The organism is Desulfosediminicola flagellatus, assembly GCF_005116655.2.
GTDB lineage: Bacteria > Desulfobacterota > Desulfobulbia > Desulfobulbales > Desulfocapsaceae > Desulfopila > Desulfopila flagellata.
The window spans coordinates 3,414,211-3,437,649 of the sequence record NZ_CP050698.1; the positions used below are offsets into that span (position 1 = coordinate 3,414,211).

Genomic DNA, 23,439 nt, shown 5'->3' on the forward strand with positions numbered 1-23,439 from the left:
ACTTACATCAAGCTACTGTCTTTTCAATCACCGTATCATTACTGTCATTCGATAGTTCTTCTATGTGTAGCGCCAGATCGGACAAAACAGGATTATCGAAGATGACTCGAAGAGAAAGCTCTATTGACAAGTCCTGCCTCACCCTGGAGGCCATCCTCGTAGCCGACAATGAATGGCCACCTAGAGAGAAAAAATTATCATCGCGGCTGATACTCTCGACACCAATCACCTCACGCCAGATAGTGCAGAGTTGCTCTTCAGTCGGAGTTACAGGTTGCCTTTCGTGCACGTGATCATCTTCGACGCTTTCAAGCAGCACTGTCTCCCGAAGTTTCTTACGGTCAATCTTGCTACTCACAGTGAGTGGGAACTCCTCGACCCAGACAAAACGTGTCGGGATCATATATTCAGGTATTACCTTGCGTAAAAAAGCCCGTAACTCTTTTGATGGTGGTCTTTGCTCATACTGACTTGATTCAGGTATGAGGAATGCGACCAGTATTTCTCCACCATGTTCATCTCTGGATATGACTGCGGCCCCCCGCACCATGGGATGTTCACAAAGGGATTTTTCGACTTCCATCGGTTCAATACGAAATCCCCTGATCTGTATCTGCGTATCGATTCGCCCAAGAAAATCAAGCCCACCCTTCTTTGCAAGACGAACCCTGTCACCCGTTCTGTAAACACGGTCCCCTTCTTTCAAAGGATGAGGGATAAATCGCTCTTCAGTAAGGTCCTCACGTCCTACATACCCCTGCGCGACCCCAGCACCACCAATAAAAAGTTCACCTATTGCACCGGGAGCCGTTTTCCGACCATGGTGATCACGTATAAAAATCTCGGTATTGTCGATAGGGTAACCAATGGGAATGGGCTGTTCGTTGTCAAATCCAGTAACTTCGACAGCCGTCGCAATGACCGTACCTTCTGTCGGTCCGTAGTTGTTGAACACCCTGAGACTGCCATCGCCAACATATCGCACGACATCAGCACCGGTCAGTATTTTGAAATCAGGATGTAATCTTCCCCCATGAATCTTGCAGATTTCCTCGCAAAGTACCGGTGGCAGATAGACCATGTTGATATCATGTTTTTGGTAGAAAACAATCAGTTGCTCCCCATCGATAAAGGTATCTTTTAAACAATAAATAGAACCACCACTCAACAGCACAGGAATCAGCTCTAGAATTGAGGCATCAAACGCCGGTGATGCGATCATTGTGCTACGCGTACTATTATCGAATTCATAATAATGGCCAATCCAGGAGGCGAAATTAATCACTGACGCTGAAGATATCGCAACCCCTTTCGGAGTACCTGTCGAACCGGAGGTATAGAAGATATAGGCAGGGCTGCCCTGTGGAGCAGGGATCGACTCAGCCAAAAAATACTTTTCTTCTATAGCTGTAACATCTGTAATGAGGATATCGGAGGGCCAGTCCAGAGATTCATAAAGGTCCGGCAAGCTCAAAACAATTGTACATCCACAATTTTTGAGGATTGCCGCGGCACGTTGCTCCGGGCACAGGGGATCAAGAGGCACATACGTTGCCCCCGCCTGCAATATTCCAAACAGCGCCGCAGGAAGCCACCGACTGCGATCAATCATTACCGCAACACATGATCCCGGACTAAAGTTGGACTGCTGGCGAAGAAAACCTGCAACCCGACCGGATAAAGCAGCAAGTTCTAAGTACGTCAAAGAACCTTTATCGTCGGTTATAGCCCTGCCAGAAGGAAATGCGCTCACCTGTCGCTCAAACAGCCTGCTCAACGTTGTGTCAGTTTCAAAAGGACGGATCGTAGAATTGAGGGAATCAAGCAGCGAATATTCCTCAGTTGAAAGCGGCTCACATTCTTCAATGAGCATTTCAGGGTTTCTAACGAGATCTTCAAGCAAGGTTTGCACATGTCGGGCAACGTTATTCGCCGTAGCATCATCATACGCCGAGCGATTATACTGCAGTTCAATCTCAAACGTTTCCTGAGGTACGACAATCAGAGCCAGATCATAATTTATCTGCTCATGGGAACGGGTTGGTTGAATAGTCAGTGCATCGAGATTTTCCGAAAACGTTTTCGGAAAATTCTCGACGGCGACAATATGGTTAATCAGGCTACGCTTGGCAGATGTCGAATTCTGGATCTCAGCCAGGTCGGAAAAATGGTGATCAGAAGCTTCAAGTGATCGCCTCTGCGCATCAACAGCAATCTGGCGAATACTCATGCCCTTCCGAAACTGCATCCGAACCGGGATGGTATTTATACACAGCCCGACAATACGGTCAGAACCGTACAAGGACTCAGGACGACCAGAAACAACAGTACCGAACACCACATCATCGCTGTCATTGTACCAGCCAAGTAACACCGCCCATAACGTGTGAATGATAGTACTTAAAGTGACCTGCCAGCGTGTCGCAATTTCCTGAAGATCTGCCCCTAATCCCGGATCACAGATTAGATGGACTGATTCTGCCAGGTAAGGGTTTTTATTCCGATGTTTCAGTTCTCCGGGCACTACTGTTTTAGCCTGATATCCCTCTAATTCCTTCTGCCAGTAGACAAGAGATTCGTTATTATCCCTCTTCTCCAACCAGGTTACATACCGGCTGAAAGGAACTACCTCAGGCGGCTGTATACGCACCCCACTGACGGCTGAGCGATAAAATTCCATCAACTCTGAATACAAAATCCCGGTGCTCCAGCCATCAACAACAATATGGTGCATACTCCATATGAGTTCAAAGCACGACTCACCTAAAGTGACCAGAGTAATGCGAATGGGCAATTCGCTTGTACAATCCAAGCCTTTCTCGATATCAAGAGATCGAACCATATTGAGCGCATGATCCTGCTCATTGGCGCTCATGCCACTCAAGTCCTTTTGTTGCCAGGGGACTGGTCTGGGTTTAAGCGCAATCTGCAAGGGACGTTTCGATTTCTTTGCCACAAATATCGTTCTCAAAGATGCATGGCGCTCGACCAGGAAGTTGAACGCATCCTGCAGGATACCGATATCTAGAGAGCCGGTTATCCGATACGATCGTTGCTCAAAATATGTTGATCTGGATTCTGGATGCAGGAGGAAATGAAGCAGCATGCTCTCCTGCATCGGTGAAAGCGGGTAAATATCAGCAATATCGTTTTTCGTGAACATTAAATGATGCCCTCCAGCTCATCCAGGCTTAGGTCTGAATAGGTGAAATCTGCCGGCGTCATTTCAGTCTTTCTACCATCGCAGCAATGTTGGATGAGATGTAGTATTTCTGCATGGAAGAGGTCTGCAAGCGATTGTGCAGCATCCTCAGGGCAGGCTTGCCGCGAATATGACAGGGAGATGTTTAATACTTCATCGACAACAATGCCGCTGACATCAACTATATGCTGTCGCTTCGCATCCGGATTTACCGCCGAACCATGATCTGAATCGAGTTCAACAGTAAACTCAGTGTCCGTTTGATCCTCAAGACGACCGAGATAATTGAAGCTGATTGCCGGAGAACAGGAAATATCGTAGGTTCCAGTTATGTCGTCCGGCGCCAGGAACCTCAATATCCCATAGCCAATACCACTCTCAGGAACCGCTCGCAGAGATTCTTTTACCGATTTGATATGATACGCCACATCTCTCTCAGGGTTAATAGAGAGTGCAAACGGGTACGTTACTGTCAACCAACCGCACGTTCTGCTGAGATCCAAACCGAATGTCTCTTCTCTGCCATGACTCTCGAGCGTAATCAAAGTAGTGCTATGCCCGTGTCCGGCGTAAAGTGCACGCCCGAGTGCACACAGCAGAAGATCCTCAACCGTAGTTGAATAGGCATGATGCACTGACAGACACAGCTTCTCAGTTTCTTCTCTACTCAGTTTAAATTGAATCATTGAAACATTGCGGTAGGTGTTATCACGAGCATCTGACCACATATCAGGGATATGCGTATTACTTTGCGCAACAGCCTGCCAGTACGGTAACTGGGTGACTATCCGCGAATCACTCATATGCATTGTGAGCGTGTTAGCCCACTGTATGAGGGATACCGGCGATGGCGTCAACGTCACGTTTAAACCTGCCCGGGCATCTGTATACAGTTGAACGAGTTCTTTAAGAAGAATCCTCCAGGAAATCCCGTCTACCACTAAGTGATGAATCACCAGAAGTATGCGGTCTCCGTCATTGGTTCGGATGCATGCTGCCAACGCAAGCTTGCCGGATTCAATATCAAGAGAGCTATGGAGCAATTCAGCAATGTCTTCGTAACTGAGACGTTTCTCACCCGTATTACGGATATCATACTCTTCGATGAGCCGTGATTGGAACTCGCTGAGTTCCTGATGCCATATACCCTGGTCCTGATAAAAAGTATTGCCAAGAGACACATGGGTAGCAAGAAGACAATCCCAGGCTGCCTGCAACGCTTCTATGTCAATATGCTTCGTACTTGAAAGCACCATGGCATGATTAAATCGCTCGGGCTCCACCGTGTGATTCTGAAAAAAATTCGTTTGAATCGGCGTCAACGGCCCGTGGTCTGCACGTACTTCAGCACCACTTTTTTTCTCTCTGACAGGAGTAATATGTACGGCAAGTTCTGCAATTGTCGGATAGCGGAACAAGTCACGGATGGTCACCACCCAACCAGCTCGTGCCACCTGGGAAACAACAGTAATAGCTTTGATCGAATCGCCGCCCAGGGCGAAATAATTATCATGTATGCTTAATTCATCTTTGCCGAGCACAGTTGCCCAGCATAAAGCCAACACCTGTTCTTCTTCGGAACGAGCCTTTTCTATTTCAGCTCCACGGGTTAGAGAGTTTGTCGGCACCATACTTCTCAATTGCCGACGGTCAAGTTTTCCTGATGAATTGAGGGGCAGTTCAGCAACTTTACTGAACATCGAAGGAATCATATAGGCAGGAAGATAACTGCGCAGATACTCCTGCAAGGCCTCAACCGTGATTTCTGCCAGGGTAACGACAAAAGCTGTCAGCGTTCCCGGACCATCACCTGACACGATCGCAGTGACCGCGCAATTGGCAACTGCAGGATGGCGGCACAAACATTTCTCAATCTCCTCGGGTTCGATGCGATAGCCACGCACTTTGATCTGATTGTCTATCCGGCCACCGAACTCAATCATCCCCTCTTTGGTCCAGCGCGCCCTGTCTCCAGTACGATATAGTCGACCACCATCAGCGTAAGGATCTGACACAAAACTCCGTGCACTCTCATCCGGCCTGTTCACATACTCCCGCGCAACCCCCTCACCACCAACATAGAGTTCACCAAAGACGCCCCGTGGCACCAGTCGCATTGACCTGTCAAGAATACGAAAATAGCCGTTATCAATGGCTCTACCAAGTGGGAGCTGCCCCCATGTACGGTAGGAATCGTGATTAAAGAGAAAGGAGGACGCATCGACACAACACTCGGTCGGACCATACATATTACGAATGACAATACCCCGGTGTTCGGGATGGGCATACAACCTGTCAATCATGGAGCGTGAAAGTTTCTCTGCACCAACAAGTAACTGATCAAGGACCATAACTGAGCCACCCTGATCCATTGCGTCGAGCATCATTGCCAACCTGCTCGGGGTAACGTTTACCATCTGAATATGATGTTCTTTCAGGTAATCAAGCAATAACAAGGGGTCAGCAGCCGTATCGTCAGCTACAAGATGCAGGGTATACCCTGATAGAAATGCACCGAAAATCTGCTGGACCGAAACATCAAATATTAACGGCGCCACGGTTGCTTCGTTTATCGTTGAGGGATACCTGGCATAGATCGTTCGCCTTACCCAACCGATAAGGTTCTGTATAGAATGGTGCTCAATCACTACCCCTTTAGGGTTACCAGTGGAACCTGAGGTGTAAATGATGTACGCAACATCCGTTGGCATGACGTTACGTTGCGGATTTTCAACAGAACCATTTTCGATACTGCCGGATAACTTTTCCATGCTTAAAAACTGGCATGACGATTCGCACATTCTTTGCCGCTGCTCTGCTGGGATATAGGCAACCCCTGCAACATTTTTAAGCAGATCACTCTTTGCAAAACCATCATTTCGGCTCAGCATTATCTCAACTATTTCGCAAATAGTCGCCTCTCCCTCGCCAATTACTGCTGCATCAACGTTGAGATCCCGCAACAACAGGTCTGTGCTTGAGGTTGCATAGGGGCCTCCTGCAATAATCGGTACGGTGAAACCCCACTGGCGAATAAGTTCAATACTCTTATGGAAAAAATTCTTATAATACGTAAGGGTTCTCACCCCGATAAAATCCGGCTGAAACTCTTCCAATAGCCTGCGCAGACCATCAAAATCTTCAAAATCAATCCGCGCCTTAGCAATCTTTCCCGTGATTTTTTCGCCAAACCGTTGATTCAGCACGGTAAGCAGCGATGCCAGACCTAAGGGAGGTTCAACCACATCGTAAAGCAAGGTCCTGTCCTCAACGAAATACTGACTTAGATCAAGCAGCAGAATTCGCAGACCCTCTTTTTTTTGACTAGGCTTTTGAGGTGCAAACACCTTAGCAATTCGTCTGTTTAAGTCAGGTGGTCGAATTTCCGATTCGTTAATACAGGAGACATTGCCTAAATCTGCATGGTTCAAGCCGGCAACAGCTAATAGATCGTCAAGTGTATGTATATCCGCAGGTAGATAACTGTCATATTTCAGAGCAAGGGATCTCTCATCCATCACCTTCATCTGATATGGCAGTACCTGTTTCAGCCTATCCTTACTCAGGAAATATTCGTTGAGAAAAGCCATCTGGTAATGGGTTGCAACCTCTCTAGCGAAAGGCAGTGTTGTTGGAAGCTCATGATAACCCAACTCCATCGATTCCATGATAGCCTGTTCACTGATGCCGTGATTGTGTGCAATACCAGCCATTTCTGTATCGGGGAAGATCCGCAGAATAAAAACATAGGGGAAATGAATCCAGTTCACGCCCTTCATAAACTCCAGGGTCATCTTTGCCTCTTCGGGAGTTTCCGAAGGGAAGCCATGCATAGTGAACAGTTCCAGAATAACCTGAGGGTATTTCGAGGCAATATAATTGAGGTTGTCGTGAAGCCTATCTATTTTCAACTGTTTTTGAATAAGTTTCTGCAGGCGTGCACTTGCTGTTTCTAAGGCAAAAGCCATTTGAATGGTACCTGCAGAGATCATGAGATCAATGTCGTCATGACTGAGAATGTCACCCCGCAACCCATTTGAAAAAAAGAACTGACACTGCAAATTCTTTGCGATCACTTTTTCAAAGAAGGATCGACTTGCAGCACGATCAAGATTGAAGATATCGTCTATGAATACAAAACGTCTTACCCCGCATTCGTAGAGTTGTTCTATCTCTGTAAAAAGATGTTCCGGCGATCGCCGCACATGCTTCTTCGGCCATATCTTATGACAGTAAGCGCATTGATACGGACACCCTCTCGTAGCCTGAATTGCCACCGAAAACCGGGCTGTCGACTGGCCAAGAAATTGGTGATATGCTTCGTAATCGATAAGGGACCTATCAATAATCGGCAAAGTATCGAGATTGGCAATCGGGGTCCGGGGCGAAGTATAAAAGGGATCTACGGATTCGAAAGATTCTGCAAGCCTATGCTTGAATGGCAGCTTTATGAGGGTCCCGGTTTCGAGAACAACATATTTGGCATGGCACTCATGGACCATATGAGCCAGCCGTTTTTCAGGCATCTCCTGATCTAGTGGCAGATAGGCCGCACCAGCCTTGAGTATGCCCAAAATAGAAACAATATACTCAGTTGACCTTGATAGCAGGATGGCAACGACATCGCCATGCTGCACATCATATCCATCAATCAGCGCATGCGCGAAACGGTTTGCACGTTGATTAAGCTCAGCGTAGCTCAGGTGATCATTTCCAGATACCAGAGCAATTGCCTCCGGCGTTTTTATTACCTGTTGTTCAAATAAATCCACCACTGTCCCATCAGGCTGCGGATGAACTGTCGAATTCAGATCAAACAGGAGGTGATCAATTTCTGTTCTGTTCATTATTTGAACAGCATCAATTGGTGAAGTAAATTCATTAACGCACGCTGAAACACACCTGGAAAAATGTCGGATCAGAGCTTCAATCTGCTCATCCTCATAGTGGTCACGACCATAAAAAAATGTGCAGCGCAACCCGTCATTGGTTGGCAGAAACTGTATATCCAACGCATAGTTGGTCCGCTCATGGATAGTTGTACTTTCTAAAACAAACCCGGAATCACCCGAGCGGGCAGCACTCTCCACAGCTACATCGACCGGATAACTTTCAACTACCATGATCGTACTGAACAGACCTGCCGGCAACGCACTCGCACGCTGAATTGCCGCAAGAGATGAATGGTGATGAGAGGCAGAACGTAACGACTTCTCCTGAACGTTTATTGCCAGTGAACGCCAGCTCATATCCTTTTCAATACACACCCGAACAGGTACGGTATTAATGAGGTTGCCCACCATGTGTTCAATACCCTCAACTTCAGCGGGTCGTCCGGATACAACCATGCCGAACACCACATCAGAGCAATCGTTATATCTGCTTAAAATCACTGACCAGATACATTGAAGAAGAACACTTACAGTCACTCCACATTCAGCTGCCCGCGTCTGCAGCTCACCATAAAGACCAGGTTCAAGTAAGGTGCTGACAGATTCCTGCTCTCCGGCATTTGCAGACAGATCGAGGCTGGATTGTGGAATCTCAGCAATTCGACTGTAACCTTGCAGGTAATCATCCCAGAACGCGTATGACACCTCACGGGACTGTTGCTCAAGCCAACTGATATAGCCGTTAACAGGTACCGAAGGTGAAAGAACTGTTAGCCGATCTTCCTTTAAAGATGAATATATCTGTAAAAACTCACTCAGCAGAATACCCACTGACCAGCCATCCAGCAGGAGATGGTGATGAGTCCAGACAACATCATAGAGATCATCGCCCCGCTGAATGACAAACATCCGCATAAGCAGGTCACGACTGAGATTAAAGGGGGTCGTTCGCTGGAACACCAATATTTCATTTCGAACCGAATCACGCCTCGTCTCATCTATAGCACGCAGATCCTGAAAATCGACTTTCAATGAAGCTTCTTTAACGACCACCTGAAGGGGACGATCGGTGCCTTCATGGGCAAACACTGTCCGCAGGCTGTCATGCCGTGCTATCAGTGTATTCCAGCTTCTCTCAAGTAATTTAATATCCAACGCTCCACGAATGGACCAGCAGACCTGCTGCATATAGGATACATGCCCGGTATCTGCCAGTGCATGATGCAACATACCTTCCTGCATCGGTGAGAGAGGGTAGACACCTTTGATATTATCTTTAGTCGTTCGCATCTCAGCTCTCCGTGAAAGTGTTCAAGAAAGAGTTTACTTCGTCAGACCCCACCCCTGTGTAATCTATGGTCGACGGCCCGGGATCCTTAGTTACCACAGCAAGAGCATGATTAACTACGACATGAAGCTCTTCAACCCATGAGGCCATAAGTGCTTTGACCCGCGAGGTATCGATCGTTGTTCCATACTCGATGGAAAGCTGAATTCTTCCATCGGTGCACATACCGGTAACCTCAAGAGCAAAAGGCACTATTGCATCCGGATGAATAACAGCCCCGACCTCCTCTGTGGCTAGTTCGAACAGATCCGAACGTAATTCCCCATCAAAATCTCCGAGGTAATTAAACAGAATGGGAGGGAGCGCTTCCCTACGATCACTCGACTTACTGCCGCTCCCCCAGCGACGCATGCCAAATTCAATTCCGACTGAACCGGCCTTATGGATGGCCCGCTGCACTGCCTGTATATTTTCAGCCACCTCAACTGACGAACTAAAATCTAAAACAACAGGATACATGGAAGTAAACCACCCTACAGTGCGATCAAGCTCAACATCCTCAAAAATCGATTCCCTGCCGTAACCTTCCAGAGTAATAGCAAAACAGTCTGTACCTGCCTCATTGTGTACCGCTCGGCCAAAGGCGCACACAAGCATATCTGTAATACCGGTCTGGTATGCCTGATGTACATGTGTTTGCAAGCGTTTACTCAGATCTCTGGACAGATGTTTGCTATGCCGCTGTCGCTCTTTGTAGGTAAAAGGTTCAGAGACATAAGGGGATGAAACTGGTTTTGACTGAATATTCGACGTATTCTCCGACCAGATCCGGCGCTTTGGTTGAAGTGATTGCGCATGAACTGCAAGCCGGTCCGACCATTCCTTGAATGATGTTGTTTTCACACCCAATCCGGGTTCATTACCTGAGAGAATCTGAGTATACGCGGAATGCAGATCCTGAAGCAATATTCGCCATGAAACCCCGTCCACCACAAGGTGATGGGCAGTAAGTAAAAGACGGTCATCATCATGCATCCGGTACAGAACTGCTGCAAACGGGGAACCTGCCGCCAGGTCTGTCCGGCTCATAACACCACAACTATGTTCACGCATTGCGTCTAGGCCCAGTGCATTCTGGCGAAGATCGACATACTCAAAACGCACTGGTGAGGTGTGCTCCATCACCTCTTGTCTCCACACACCGGTATCATCCTCGAAAAAACGTGACCTGAGCATATCATGATGCGCCTGCAGTATCTGGAGACTTCCTCTCAGTGCCGACTCATCCATCCTCTTGGCAGGCCGAAGCAGCACAGCCTGATGAAAGTGGTGTTTAGTTGATGTAAAGTGCTCAAAAAACCATGATTGAATAGAGGTAAGCGGTACCCGGCCTATGGCATGACTATGAGGCCTGGCAGCTATCCCTTCTTTCATAAGAGGAGCCAGTTGAGCAATGGTAGGAAATTGAAAAATATCTTTTAGAGCAATCTGATAATGGTGTTTTCTCAAGCGCGAAACAATCTGCAGCGCCTTTATTGAATCTCCGCCGAGCATAAAGTATTTATCATGAATGTCGGGAGCCTCCACATTCAGAACATCCTGCCACACTCCTGAGAGTATTTTTTCTTTCTCCGTTCGCGGCGGGCAGTGCTTTTGGGACTCTTTTTGCAGTTGTACAAGATCGAGTGACAGCAACGCTGAACGATCAACTTTGCCGCTGGTACTTCTCGGAAAGGAAGAAAGAGTAAAAAAACGGGCCGGGATCATGTAATGCGGTAGTTTTTCAGAAATCCCCCCATACAGATGCTCCAGTGTAACTCTCTCATCACCAACAGCCAGATACGCTACGAGCTCATAGTGTGAATTTTCTGTTTCCCGGGTGCAAACCACAGCATCGCGCACCATTGAGTACTGCCGCAAACACTGTTCAATCTCACCCGTTTCGATTCGATACCCATTAACCTTCACCTGATTGTCTGTACGCCCAAGAAAAGCGATAGTACCATCAGCAAGAAACCTTACCCTGTCACCGGTTCGATATAGCCGTTTTCCTTGAAAGAAGGGGTTGTCGACGAAACGATCCGCAGTAAGAGCATCCAGTCCCAGATACCCTCGTCCCACTCCGGGGCCACCAATGTATAGTTCACCAGGCATACCGGGAGCAACCGGTTGCCGTTGCTCATCAAGAATATAGGTTTCGGTATTGGCCATGGGTCGACCAATTGGAATAATTGCAAGTTCAGGTAACACATCGGACGGACAGGTAAAGGCAGTAGCATCCACACAGCACTCGGTAGGTCCATAGATATTCGTTACCGTCAGTCTGCGCCCGAATGAACCCGACTGTAACCTGTTCACAGTTTCATATGGAAGTGGCTCACCACCAATAATGAGATGTTTGAGTGCCAGTCCCTCCATCTCCGCCAGTCCGGATTCAAGAAGCAGACGAAGCAGCGTCGGAGTACCGTCCGCAATGGTAACACCCTCCTCTCGCCAATAGTCGAGAAGCAATGAATGGTTCTCTCGGCTGGCAGTATCCAGAACATGAAGTGTATGGCCACCACACAGGGCCGCAAAAATCTGCTGCACCGATGCGTCAAAAACTGTTGAGGCAAAGAGCGAAACCTGTTGTGGCCCCTGATAATGCGAATATACAATTTCTTCTAATCCACCAATCAAATTGACCACAGACCGGTGCTCGATCATTACCCCCTTCGGGGTACCGGTTGATCCTGAAGTGTAAATCAGGTAGGCAAGATTATCCGGCCGGACAGTTCGTTTAGTCTGAAAAGTCGCACCCCTGTTCAGAGAAGTCTGTGAAATCTGCAGGGGATCAACCACTGTCACTCCGGAAATATCAGGAATACTATGATTGTCGGCAGCGATGATTATCTGCGCCTCACTGTCGCTAAGCATATTGTGCAGACGACTTTTAGGATGATCAGGCTCAAGAGGCAGATAGGCCGCACCAGTTTTAAGGATGGCCAGAATAGAGGCAATAAGATCAACAGATCGATCCAGACACACTCCAATAACTGTTTCTGTGTCGGCTCCTACCCGTTCGAGATGCAAGGCAATCGCGTCGGAGCGCTCATCGAGTTGGCGGTATGTGAGACGCTGACCGCCACACACCACTGCTAATCTATCAGGATTTTGTGTTGCACTGGCTGAGAACAGTTCATGCAGGCACAACTCAGGAACGGGTATGGTAGACGAACGGCTCCAGGTGTCGATGACTAAGGCCCGCTGCACACTATTGCAGCAATCCAGCAACTGTAACGGCTTAGAGGGACTTTTCATTGCTTCTTCAGCAAGGTGTTGAAAGCTTGAGGCCAGATGAACTATCGTATCGTCTTCAAAGAGGTCCGTCGCATATTCCCATTCAAGAACAATTTTGTCCCGGGTCTCGACAGCGATAAGGCTGAGGTCATATTTAGCAGTGGTTCTCTCAACCTGAATTTGTTCGACATGCAAACCGTCAAGTTTCGGTGGTTCTATCGTACCATCCTGTAAAACAAAACCTATCTGAAATATCGGAGAGAAGCTCTGCTGGCGCTGCCCGAGCACTTCGACAACCTTTTCGAAGGGAACTATCTGATGTGCAAAGGCATCCAGTGTTGTTTGGCGCACCTGTGCCACGAGATCTTCATATGATAATCTACCATCTGCTGCTACCCGGATGACCAGGCTGTTCACAAAAAATCCCAGCAGATCGTAGAGTTCCTTAAAAGGGCGGTTCGCTGTTGGAGTACCGAAAATGCAATCATTATCATTTTTGTATCGCCGCAGGAGCTCGACAAAAACGGTTGCCAGGGCCATATACAGCGTGCAGCCTGTTTCCCGCGCTATCTCTTTGATGGCCCGGGTGAGCTCATGCCCAAATTCGCGGACAATTACCCTGCCGCGCCCACGTGGCCTCGCCGGCCTGAAACGATCAGGCAAAAGAGAAGCGGGAGATGGGAGGTTTTTCAGTGTTTCCTGCCAATATTGAATATGGGGCTCAAGAAATTTATTTGTCAGTTGTTTCCGTTGCCAATAAACAAAATCACGGTAGTCGACATTAAGCTGCTTCAGCTCCGGCTCCACTCCCTTCAGGTAGGAGTTGTAATACGCTGCAAGCTCTTTGCTCAGGATTCCTTTTGACCAGCCATCAGCGATCATATGGTGCATTGTGAGGCAGAAAATATGTTCATGCTCACCTAGCTGAACCAAACAGGTTCTAAATAAAGGTCCGGCCTGGAGGTCAAAGATGCTATCTGCTTCTGTGGTTATACGATGTAAGGCCTTCGCTTTACGCTCATGTGGTTCCACCCAGCGTATATCAACGACCGGGATATCGACATTTACACTCTCTGCAACATAGAGGCAGGCATCCCCTTTATCCTCACGAATTGACGCACGAAGCATAGCGTGACGTTCAACGATTTTTTGCAGAGACTGCCGAAGTACATTACGATCAAGGGGGCCGTTGAGCACAACAGCTTCAGGAATATTATAGGCGGCATGCCCCCCGTTCATCTGATGCAAAACCCAGAGACCTTGCTGACCAAAAGACAATAGACCTGAGTTGCGGGCACCGGTTGCAAGCGAAGGAAGCATAGCAGCTGCACTGTCTTCTGCCCTGTTGCTACGCAGAAAGGCAAGAATCTCAGGTTTTCGTGAGCGCAAGGTCTGAATGGTCTCTGCGTTAAGAGTACCTCGTGGAGCCCTGTAATGAAGCGTCTCTCCTTCGAGCCAGAATTTGACCCCCTGCGTCCCCAGTTGGGAAAGAACTTTTTCGATCCGTATCATAGGGTACCTGTATCATCCATATCAAAATCTTCATCCGACCAGACATTTTCATCTGAAACCATTGCGCGCATTGCCTCAATACGTTCCGATAGCCTAGCGACAGTCTGATCCTCAAAGAGTGCACGGACAGTAATATTGGCCTCAAATACTTCACTCAACCGCGCAACAACCTTGATAGCGATCAGTGAATCACCACCTATTTCCGAGAAAACATCATCGAGACCGATACGTTCGATACCCAGTACATCTTGCCAGACAGCGACGATCGTTTTTTGAGTATCACTGACTGGAGCTGTATAGGCGCTGTTCAATACAGGCCGGGATTGCATCGATACAGGCCCTGGAACGCGATCAGCAATATTTGCTGAAGTACCGGCTCTGGCCTCACTGATCCAACCGTTGAACGGCCGTGTTGAAACCACAATCTGGCCTGAATACGGGTTGTCCAGAATGCGGGCAAATGCATCCATCCCCTCTTCAGCTGACATTCCACCCATCGGCTTGCTGCCACTCAAGCTCAGAAACCGTTTTTCAAAAGAAGCAGCCATGCCAGTGCCGATCCACCTGTCCCAATCAATGGCAACAGTATACCTGTCAGTGTTTTTGGCCTTAGCCGAAGCAAAGGCATCGGCAAAAGCATTTACCGCCGTATATTCCACATCGCCAACCCCACCCAGTATTGAGGTTATTGATGAACAAATAACCATAAAGTCAAGAGAACGCGTCTTAAACAACTCATCAAGCACTATGGAACCATTGACTTTAGCGGCAAACTCTGGGCCCTCGGTGCCTACCTCTTTCAACTGAATTGCACCACGATTTTCGACAGCCGCCGAATGTATAACCCCATGAATATTCCCGAACTCAGCTTCCACTGCATTGATTACAGCCTCCATCTGTTCAGGGTCAGAAATGTCTGCAGCGTATGTTCTTACCTCCGCTCCCATCTCCTCCAATCTGGTCATCCGTTTACTTAATACCTCTGTTGGTATGCCAGAAGTATTGCCAGGTAAGGTGTGTCTGGGTGCCATGCCAACCACAAGGCAGCAGTCATGCTCAACTCTTTTTGCACTATCCAGAGGATAGGCGTGGACATTATCAAAACCGACCTTTGACAGGACAGTCTCCCATCTATCAGCCTTTAGTAAAGGCCCCTCAGGACGAAGATCAGTATCTTCATAAAGCCACCAGCCTTCGGCCAGACCATAGATCATTGTTGTCCAGCGAGGAGTAGAGGTCGATTCTGCCATCAACAGCATTCCTTCAGGGACAAGTAAACGCCTTAAATTGCCAAGGGTCGAGATGATGCGCGGAGTGGCATGCACCACATCCAGCTCAATAATCATGTCATAACTTCCAGCTTTATATCCTTGCGCTGAGAAATCCCGACCTATATCAAATGTACCGAAACGCATGTCATCGTAACCTTTCTGAGCAGCCCAAGCCCTCGCCTCTGCAACAAAAGACGGACCAATATCAGTAAAAGTATATTCAACATTTTTTCCGGATATTAGTGGCATAACATGCTTCGTCAGAATACCTGCACCGCCACCGATTTCGAGTATTCGTATGCATCTGCCATTAGCTGCATCAACCACTTCCCTGACTTTTTCGGCCAGAAGCATGCAGTAAACCCTGTGAAATGTGTGTTCCTCTATTTCGTCGGCGATCTTCTTTAAGGCAGTTGAATCTCCTTGAGGATAGAGAACCGAGATAGCCTCTTTTTCACTGGTCAATGCACGAGGATACTTATCAGCACAATGCTCCAGAAATTGTATCATCGGAGCAAAGGCGGGAAACTCTTCAATAAGAGAAGCAACTGAGATGATTGGATCTTCAAGCTCTTCGACTGAACCGAGAAAAGTAATGCTACCGTCCTGCAGACGAGCATGCCCATCTTCCGAAAGTGTTGAGATAAGAAATGAGAAAAGCCGTGTAAATTTAGGTGAAATATCGAGCTGTTTTTCAAGGCTGGTGAGCGTGTATAAACGCCCTGGTCTGGTATTAATATCAGATCTATTCAAGTAGCGTATCACAAGAGCAGCACACAGACTATTAAGCCTCGGTTCGAGTGAACCACGATTTCTGATACTCTTGATGGCGCAGGCCCGCTCGATTTTCTCACGTTCACCATCTATTTGTAACCACTGCTGCTTTTTAGCAGGCGTTATCTGCTCTTTTTGATACGAAATACGTTCTCTGGCAGGCAATATATTTCTGCCTAAGAGAATGAGGCGTGCCCCTGCAGATTGAGCGAGATACTCAGCCAACTCGAGCCCAATCCCTCCCATACCTCCGGCAATAAGATAGACTCCCCCCTGCCGGACAACTGACGGCAAACCGGTTACCGCAGGAAGCGATACCGGCTCAAAGATTCGTTCCCAGCAGTAGGTCCCTCGCAGAGCAATCACCGGTTCAAGGGATCGACTCTTGCAAACAGCGGCCAGAGAGACCGGCATAGCAGAATCACTCTTCTCTATCCCGCCTGAATCTGTAATATCGACAACTTTGCAGGAAATATGGGGATGTTCCTGCGGGATTACCGTTACCGGCCCCATAAGAAGAGATACGGCAGGGTCTATCTGCTCATTGCCAATCACCTCAAACATTCCGGAAGCAACTACAGTGATGAGATTAGGCTGTCCTGGTTTACACTGTTCCAAAGCCTGAACCAGAAGAATAAGAGAGTCATAGTAAATCATCCTGCCAGCACTAATCGTGTTCGGCATCTTCTGTGACTGACCAGTCAAGCTCCAGCAATAGACAATTCCATCAGGAAATTTCCCTTCATCATCAAGCTGTTGGATCAAACTCAGGTATGCACTCGTATCACGCGGATCAATCGAATATCCATCATCGGTGTCATGCTGTACTGAATCTGCGGCGACTACAAATTCCACAGTGGCACCATCATCCCGCAGGGTCTTACCCAAATCTCGACCAATACCAAGATTATCTGTGAAAATGAGCCAGTGCTTAATGGGCTCGTCGCCTTCTCTTTGCAGTGGAAGTACTCCCCGTTTCCAGGAAGGACGATAGAACCAATCGGCCGAATCCTGCCGCAACTGCACTTTCTTAACGTCACCGCCCAGGCTATTCCCTGCCACAGGCTTAAGGAAATAACGTTGTCGTTCAAATGGGTAGGTGGGAAGCGGTATTCTCTGCCGCTTTTCGCCCTCGTGCAAGGCATGCCAGTCAATATGTACAGAGGATTCCCATAATTTCGCCAGACATCGTGCAAACGTAACGCAGTTGTCCTCATCAGCCGTCCGTGCGTGAGGTAAAGTTGAACACACGACATATTCGCTCGGGCACAAAGCATGACTTCGAACGAATGATGCCAGCGTATGCCCCGGACCGATCTCTACCGAGAGATATGGTGCCTCCGAGAATAGAGTAGTGATTCCATCCGCAAAACGCACTGTGCTCAGCAGGTGTTCACCCCAATAGCATGGATCAGTTGCCTGTTCATCACTCAACCAGTTGCCTGTCACGTTGGAAATTATTTTAATTTCCGGAGTCGAGAGCTTCAGCGTTTCAAACTCTATGATGAACCTCCCGATGACCGGGCGCATCATTTCAGAGTGAAAAGCATGAGAGGTATGTAAACGCTTTGTTGGTATACCTGCACCAGCGAGCCTCTCCTCCACCTCTTCTATTTGCGAAAAAGTACCCGACAGTACACATGAACGTGTCGTGTTGACTGCGGCTACAGACACGTCCTCAAGACATTCAGCCGATAATTCTTCAGGAGTCGCGGAAACAGCAATCATTGCACCTTTGACCATTTCCTGCATGAGGCGCCCTCTGCAAACTATAATCCGCAAAGCGTCTTCAAGTGAAAAGACTCCGGCAATGCATGCTGCTACGTACTCTCCCAGGCTGTGGCCGATACACGCCTCAGGAATAACGCCAATAGAGATCATGAGCCTTGCCAGCGAGTATTCCACAACAAATAAGGCAGGTTGAGCGAGTGAGGTCTCCTGAAGGATCTGTTCAGCTTCAGATATCTCCGTGTCTTCTGCAAACAGGATATGACGAATATCCCTCCCCATCAGCGGCACAAGTATTTCCGCACATCGGTCTACTTCTGTTCGAAAGCGTGGTTCGGTACGATAGAGGTCTTTTCCCATACCGATATACTGAGTTCCCTGACCTGAAAAAAGAAAAGCGATCCGGTGCCCATCTGTTTCCACATTATAACTTTCAGCAAATGGCGATTCAGTATTCTGCAGGGCGGCAATAGCGCTCTCTCGGTCATGACAGACGATCGCCCTTTTATAGTTAAAGCGTGAGCGTCCAACCTGAAGTGTATAGGCTAAGTCGTCAAGGTTTACCGAAGGGTTTGCAGCGATGAACTCAGCAAGCCTTTGTCGCGTTGCGTCAGGAGCAGATCCGGTCTTTGCGGAAAGAGTGAGTAAATACCAGATACGCGAAGTCGACGAGGGTATTACCGGCGGTGGCTCTTCAAGGATAACATGAGCATTGGTTCCGCCTACACCAAAAGAACTGACACCTGCGCGACGCGGAGTTTCACCGCCTTCCCATCTCTGTAGCTCAGAATTCACCTGAAAAGGTGAGTTCGCAAAATCAATTTCCGGATTAGTCGCTTCACAGTGAAGAGTCGGCGGGATCGCCTGATGCTTAAGCGCCAGAACCGTCTTTATAAGGCCTGCCATGCCTGCAGCTGTATCGCAATGTCCAAAATTGCTCTTTACCGAACCAAGATAACAACTTCCGCTTTCCGTATTTCCACGTGCAAACGCTTTGCTCAGCGCTGCAAGTTCAATTGGGTCACCAAGAGGTGTACCTGTTCCGTGCGCTTCAATAAACCCGATACTTTCCGGCGAGACACCTGCCATTTCCTGTGCTTCAACAATAACCCTGGCCTGCCCCTCGACACTCGGGGCAGTAAAACCAATTTTGTCAGCGCCATCATTATTCACAGCAGTACCGCGAATCACTGCATGGATAGTGTCGCCTTCGGCAAGCGCATCAGCTAGTCGTTTAAGAACAACAATTCCAACACCCGCACTTCCGACAGTACCACCTGCATCAGCAGAAAATGGTCGGCAATGACCGTCTGCTGAAAGTATACCTCCCGGTTCATGCATATACCCCTGATCCTGTGGAGTATAGATTGAGACAGCTCCCGCAAGAGCCATATCACATTGATACGCCAGCAGACCGTTACAGGCATAGTGCACAGCCACAAGTGATGTCGAACAGGCTGTAGAGATATTGAGACTGGGACCTTTCAAATCAAGCTTATACGATGTTCTGGTAGCAACAAAATCTTTATCATTACCGATAAGAATCCGGTATTCCCCTTCTTTGCTAAGTATATCCGGGTCAGCCATAAGATTACGTAAAGCATAGGTGTTAAGACCTGCTCCGGCAAACACCCCCGTCCCCTCTCCTGATTGCCGGGGATCATAACCTGCATGTTCCATTGCCTCCCAGGCGCACTCAAGAAAAAGACGATGTTGCGGATCGGTGACTGCAGCTTCACTGGGCGTAAATCCAAAAAAGGCTGCATCAAAGAAATCATGCTCCTCAAGCCGACCTCTCGCCTTGACATATCGAGGATGAGCAACTGTCGAAGGCTCGACACCTGCAACGAGTAGCTCTTCATCTCTGAAGACAGTTATGGACTCAACCCCGTCCCGTAAATTTTGCCAATACCTCTCTACCCCGGAAGCACCTGGAAAACGACACGCCATACCGACAATGGCAATCAACTCAATTTCCCCTGTAAAGAGATCTTCAGACATTACGCCTCCGTGATTGTTTTAAAACCTGCTGCTGACGCTGCATTGCCTTTTTGCGAGCAGCACTCCTCTGCTCTGCAGGATTATTCACATTTTCGGAACTTACCGAACTTGTCTGACTTGTCGGACGGGATTCAGATGGCCGTTGCTCTGTGTTTGCAATATATGCGGCAAGAGCACCAATTGTCGGATAGCGAAAAAAGTCTGTAACAACAAGATTATTACTCAACGAAGATTGGAGTTTTCGTTGAACCTGCACCACCAGAAGCGAGTTCACTCCGATATCGAACAGGTTATCGTCAACCCCTACCCTTTTCCTGCCCAGCACCTCTGACCACATTGAGGCCAGAAGTTTTTCGGTCTTTGTCCGGGGGGCTTTGTAATCCCGTGCACTGCGGGCCTGGTCGTGAGGCGGCAATGCTGCTATGTCGATCTTACCATTGTGAGAAACAGGTAATTTCTCAAGTCGAACAATCGCCTGCGGTATCATATATTCCGGCAATCTTTCGCGAAGCTGCATCCTGAGTGTTTCATCGTCGGGAGCATCTTTTTCGGCAACGATATACGCTATGATTCCACTATCACCGTCATCATCGCGCAAAACAACCACCGCTTGTGTGATTGGTGTTAAAGCGCAAAGTGCATACTCAATTTCGCCCGGTTCAATACGAAAACCACGAATCTTTGCCTGACGATCCATACGGCCCAGAACAGAAATAGTTCCATCATTCGCAAAACGCGCAAGGTCACCGGTATGGTAGAGACGCTGTTCACTACTGAGATCAAACGGATTTTCCGTAAATTTCTCTGCCGTCAACTCAGGCCGGTTATGATAGCCGCATGCGACACCAACACCGCCAATACAAAGTTCCCCAGGACTGTTAGGTGGCAGAGGATTGCCATACTCATCAAGAATATACATCCGCATATTGGCAAACGGATGACCTATAGGAACAGTTGCCTGCTGCAGGTCAGCAAGCCCTACCCTGTGTACAGAAGCCCAGACTGTTGCTTCAGTCGGCCCGTAAAAATTCCATACCGGGATATTCCATTTGAGCACACGCTCTGCGAGTTTTGAAGGAAATGACTCTCCCCCGCAACCAATATGCCTAAGCGGAATTTTTTTATCAGCCTCTTCATGACTCGAAGCAAACTGTTCGAGTGCAGTGGGCGTCTGACTGAGAAGAGTGACCTGTTCCCGTACTGCAAGTGTATAAAAGGCATCAGGGTCCCTGGCTACTTCGGCATCAACCATGACCAGAGTACCACCACTCAACAAGCCGCCCCAGATCTCCCACACAGACAGGTCAAACGAATGAGAGTGAAAAACAGTCCATACTTCATCACTTGATGGTTTAACCTCAGCACAAATTGCCTCTACCATGTTTATCACTGCACGGTGACGCACACGCACCCCTTTGGGTGTTCCTGTAGATCCCGATGTGTAAATGATATAGCAGAGTGCATCGGGATCGCCCTTTTCTCTCTTCTCCATCGAGGTCGGCAGTTGATCAGAATCGACCGACAAAAATGGGCCATGCCACCAGTCGGCAACTGAATCCCGAAATGAAAATTCGGTCAGAATACAGTGAACACCAGCATCGTTGATCATCAGATCGCGACGAGTCGCCGGGTAGCCTGGGTCAACAGGTACATAGACAGCATTCGCTTTCAGAATTCCCAACATAGCAGCTATACTGCACCATGTCCTGCCCGTGAAGATACCCACTTTATCCCCGGCCTGTACTCCGGAACGCAAGAGCCAGCCGGCGATCCTGTCAGCCAGGGAATCAAGTTCTCCTCTGTTTAAACGGTCATCCCCTGAAACTATTGCAAGCGCCGCCGGATCGGCAACTGCCAGAGAATGAAATTGTTCATGAAGGGTTGCCTGGTCAGAATATGATCGCTCAGTCGCATTCCAGATTTGGGTAATTTGATGATGCTCATCCCGATCAAGCCACACCATCTGCGAAATACGCTCATTTGGACTCGCAGCCATCGTCTGTAAAATCCGACAGTAACGTGCACACATTTTCTCCGCTGTACTGCGATCGAAGAGGTCTGTGTTGTAGAAAAGCATCCCCTTCAATCCGTCAGAGGTTTCCCAGAGATGCATCTCAAGATCAAGACGGATGAATTGCTGATTCACTTCCATAGCCTCCACCTCCGCACCATGAAGTTCAAGCTGCGGTTGGGGACCATGCAATGGTGCATTCTGCAGAGCAAACATGACCTGCACCAACGGATTTCTACTTAAATCCCGCTCAGGCTGAATGGCATTTACAACCTCATCAAAAGGGATATCCTGATTTTCATACGCTCCAATAGATGCTGTTCGGATGCGACTGAGGAGATCGAGAAATGTCGGATTACCTGCAAGCTTTAGGCGTACAGGAACAGTGTCGGAAAAGTATCCGATAAGCGGCTCAAGTTCCTGCCTGAGCCGGTTATGCATCGGGATGCCGACAAGAATATCATCCTGAGTGCAGCTACGCGAAAGAAACACACCATATCCTGCAAGGAGTGTCATAAATAGGGTTGCCTCACCCTTGGCGCTCACCTCTTTCAGCCTGCTGGTGGTCTCGCGATTTATTTCAAAAAGAACAGAACTGCCGTTAAAAGTTTGTAATGCCGGTCGAGGTTTATCTGTAGGAAAATTGAGCGTATGCGCGGAGTCCTCAAGTTCTTTTTTCCAATAGTTACGCCTTGTTTCACGGTAATCACCGCTAAATCGCTGCTGTTGCCATGCCGCATAATCTGCATACTGAATTTTCAATGGTTCCTGTTGCCCTGGCAACCCCTGCACCAATTCATTATAAAAAGCCGCCAGCTCACGCTGAAATATCCCAATCGACCAGCCATCAGCGGCACTATGATGAAATGCGACAATACATACATATTCTGCGTCGTTTATCTTTATCAGTGACGTTCGAAGCGGGAGGTCTTTGCTCAGTTCAAAAGGTGTTCGTATTGTCAAATCAATATTTCGTTCAATTTCTCTCTGCTGCTGTTCGCCCTCCAGTCCCTGTAAATCAATGATGTTGAGCGGGATCTCAGGGGCAGACACAACACTCCCATAAAATGAGCCGTCATCAAAACGCATTACAGTTCTAAGCACTTCATGACGCGTGATGATTTTCCCAAGAGCAACTCGCAGGCTATTCACCTGAATTGAACCTCGCAAGCGTAGGACAGCTGGCAGAATATATGCAGCCCCGACTCCAGCGAATTCTTCCAATACAAGCAATCGTCGTTGCGAGAAAGAGAGAGGGACTATGCCATCATCCCGGCTCACGGGTAAGATATGTTCACCATCCGGTTCGGAAAATATTTCCTGCTGGCGAAAATGTGCAAGAAGTTCCTCTTTGTGGGCGGTTATCCGCTCACGAATGTCCGGCGACATAACTCCTGCCGGAGCGTTGCATTTGAGCGTACCGTTTTCGCTGCGGAGTTGGATATCTAGAGAAGCAAGTGTATTGAGTAATTCATCCATAT

Annotated in this window: 5 protein-coding genes; all 5 read right to left on the reverse strand. The window is 48.2% G+C overall.

What is annotated here, in order from left to right; translation table 11 throughout:
• Positions 1 to 7: 7 nt before the first annotated feature.
• Genes FCL46_RS14235 through FCL46_RS14255 form a run of 5 tightly spaced genes read right to left on the reverse strand, consistent with a single transcriptional unit; the run spans position 8 to position 23,437 of the window.
• A complete protein-coding gene (locus FCL46_RS14235; RefSeq protein ID WP_136807593.1) occupies positions 8 to 3,163 on the reverse strand; it encodes a non-ribosomal peptide synthetase in 3,156 nt (1,051 codons plus the stop codon).
• Positions 3,163 to 9,384 carry a condensation domain-containing protein gene (locus FCL46_RS14240; protein ID WP_136807591.1) on the reverse strand — a complete coding sequence of 2,074 codons (6,222 nt, stop codon included), beginning with the start codon at positions 9,382 to 9,384 and terminating at the stop codon, positions 3,163 to 3,165. The genes FCL46_RS14235 and FCL46_RS14240 overlap by 1 nt, the downstream gene beginning before the upstream one ends.
• 1 nt (position 9,385) lies before the next feature.
• Entirely contained in the window at positions 9,386 to 14,173 is a 4,788-nt protein-coding gene (locus FCL46_RS14245) for a non-ribosomal peptide synthetase (protein WP_136807589.1), read from the reverse strand.
• Complete coding sequence (locus FCL46_RS14250; protein WP_136807588.1) at positions 14,170 to 19,947, reverse strand: type I polyketide synthase; 5,778 nt, start codon at positions 19,945 to 19,947, stop codon at positions 14,170 to 14,172. Before FCL46_RS14250 ends, FCL46_RS14245 begins: the two co-directional genes overlap by 4 nt.
• Positions 19,940 to 23,437, reverse strand: coding sequence for a non-ribosomal peptide synthetase (locus tag FCL46_RS14255; protein ID WP_136807586.1), 3,498 nt, complete (start codon positions 23,435 to 23,437; stop codon positions 19,940 to 19,942). Before FCL46_RS14255 ends, FCL46_RS14250 begins: the two co-directional genes overlap by 8 nt.
• Positions 23,438 to 23,439: the final 2 nt, after the last annotated feature.

What these genes read in the sequence shown, in the direction of transcription:
- FCL46_RS14245 (WP_136807589.1), bottom strand. Translation starts at nt 14,173, where the DNA reads ATGATACGGATCGAAAAAGTTCTTTCCCAACTGGGGACGCAGGGGGTC.
- FCL46_RS14255 (WP_136807586.1), bottom strand. Translation starts at nt 23,437, where the DNA reads ATGGATGAATTACTCAATACACTTGCTTCTCTAGATATCCAACTCCGC.
- FCL46_RS14235 (WP_136807593.1), bottom strand. Translation starts at nt 3,163, where the DNA reads ATGTTCACGAAAAACGATATTGCTGATATTTACCCGCTTTCACCGATG.
- FCL46_RS14250 (WP_136807588.1), bottom strand. Translation starts at nt 19,947, where the DNA reads ATGTCTGAAGATCTCTTTACAGGGGAAATTGAGTTGATTGCCATTGTC.
- FCL46_RS14240 (WP_136807591.1), bottom strand. Translation starts at nt 9,384, where the DNA reads ATGCGAACGACTAAAGATAATATCAAAGGTGTCTACCCTCTCTCACCG.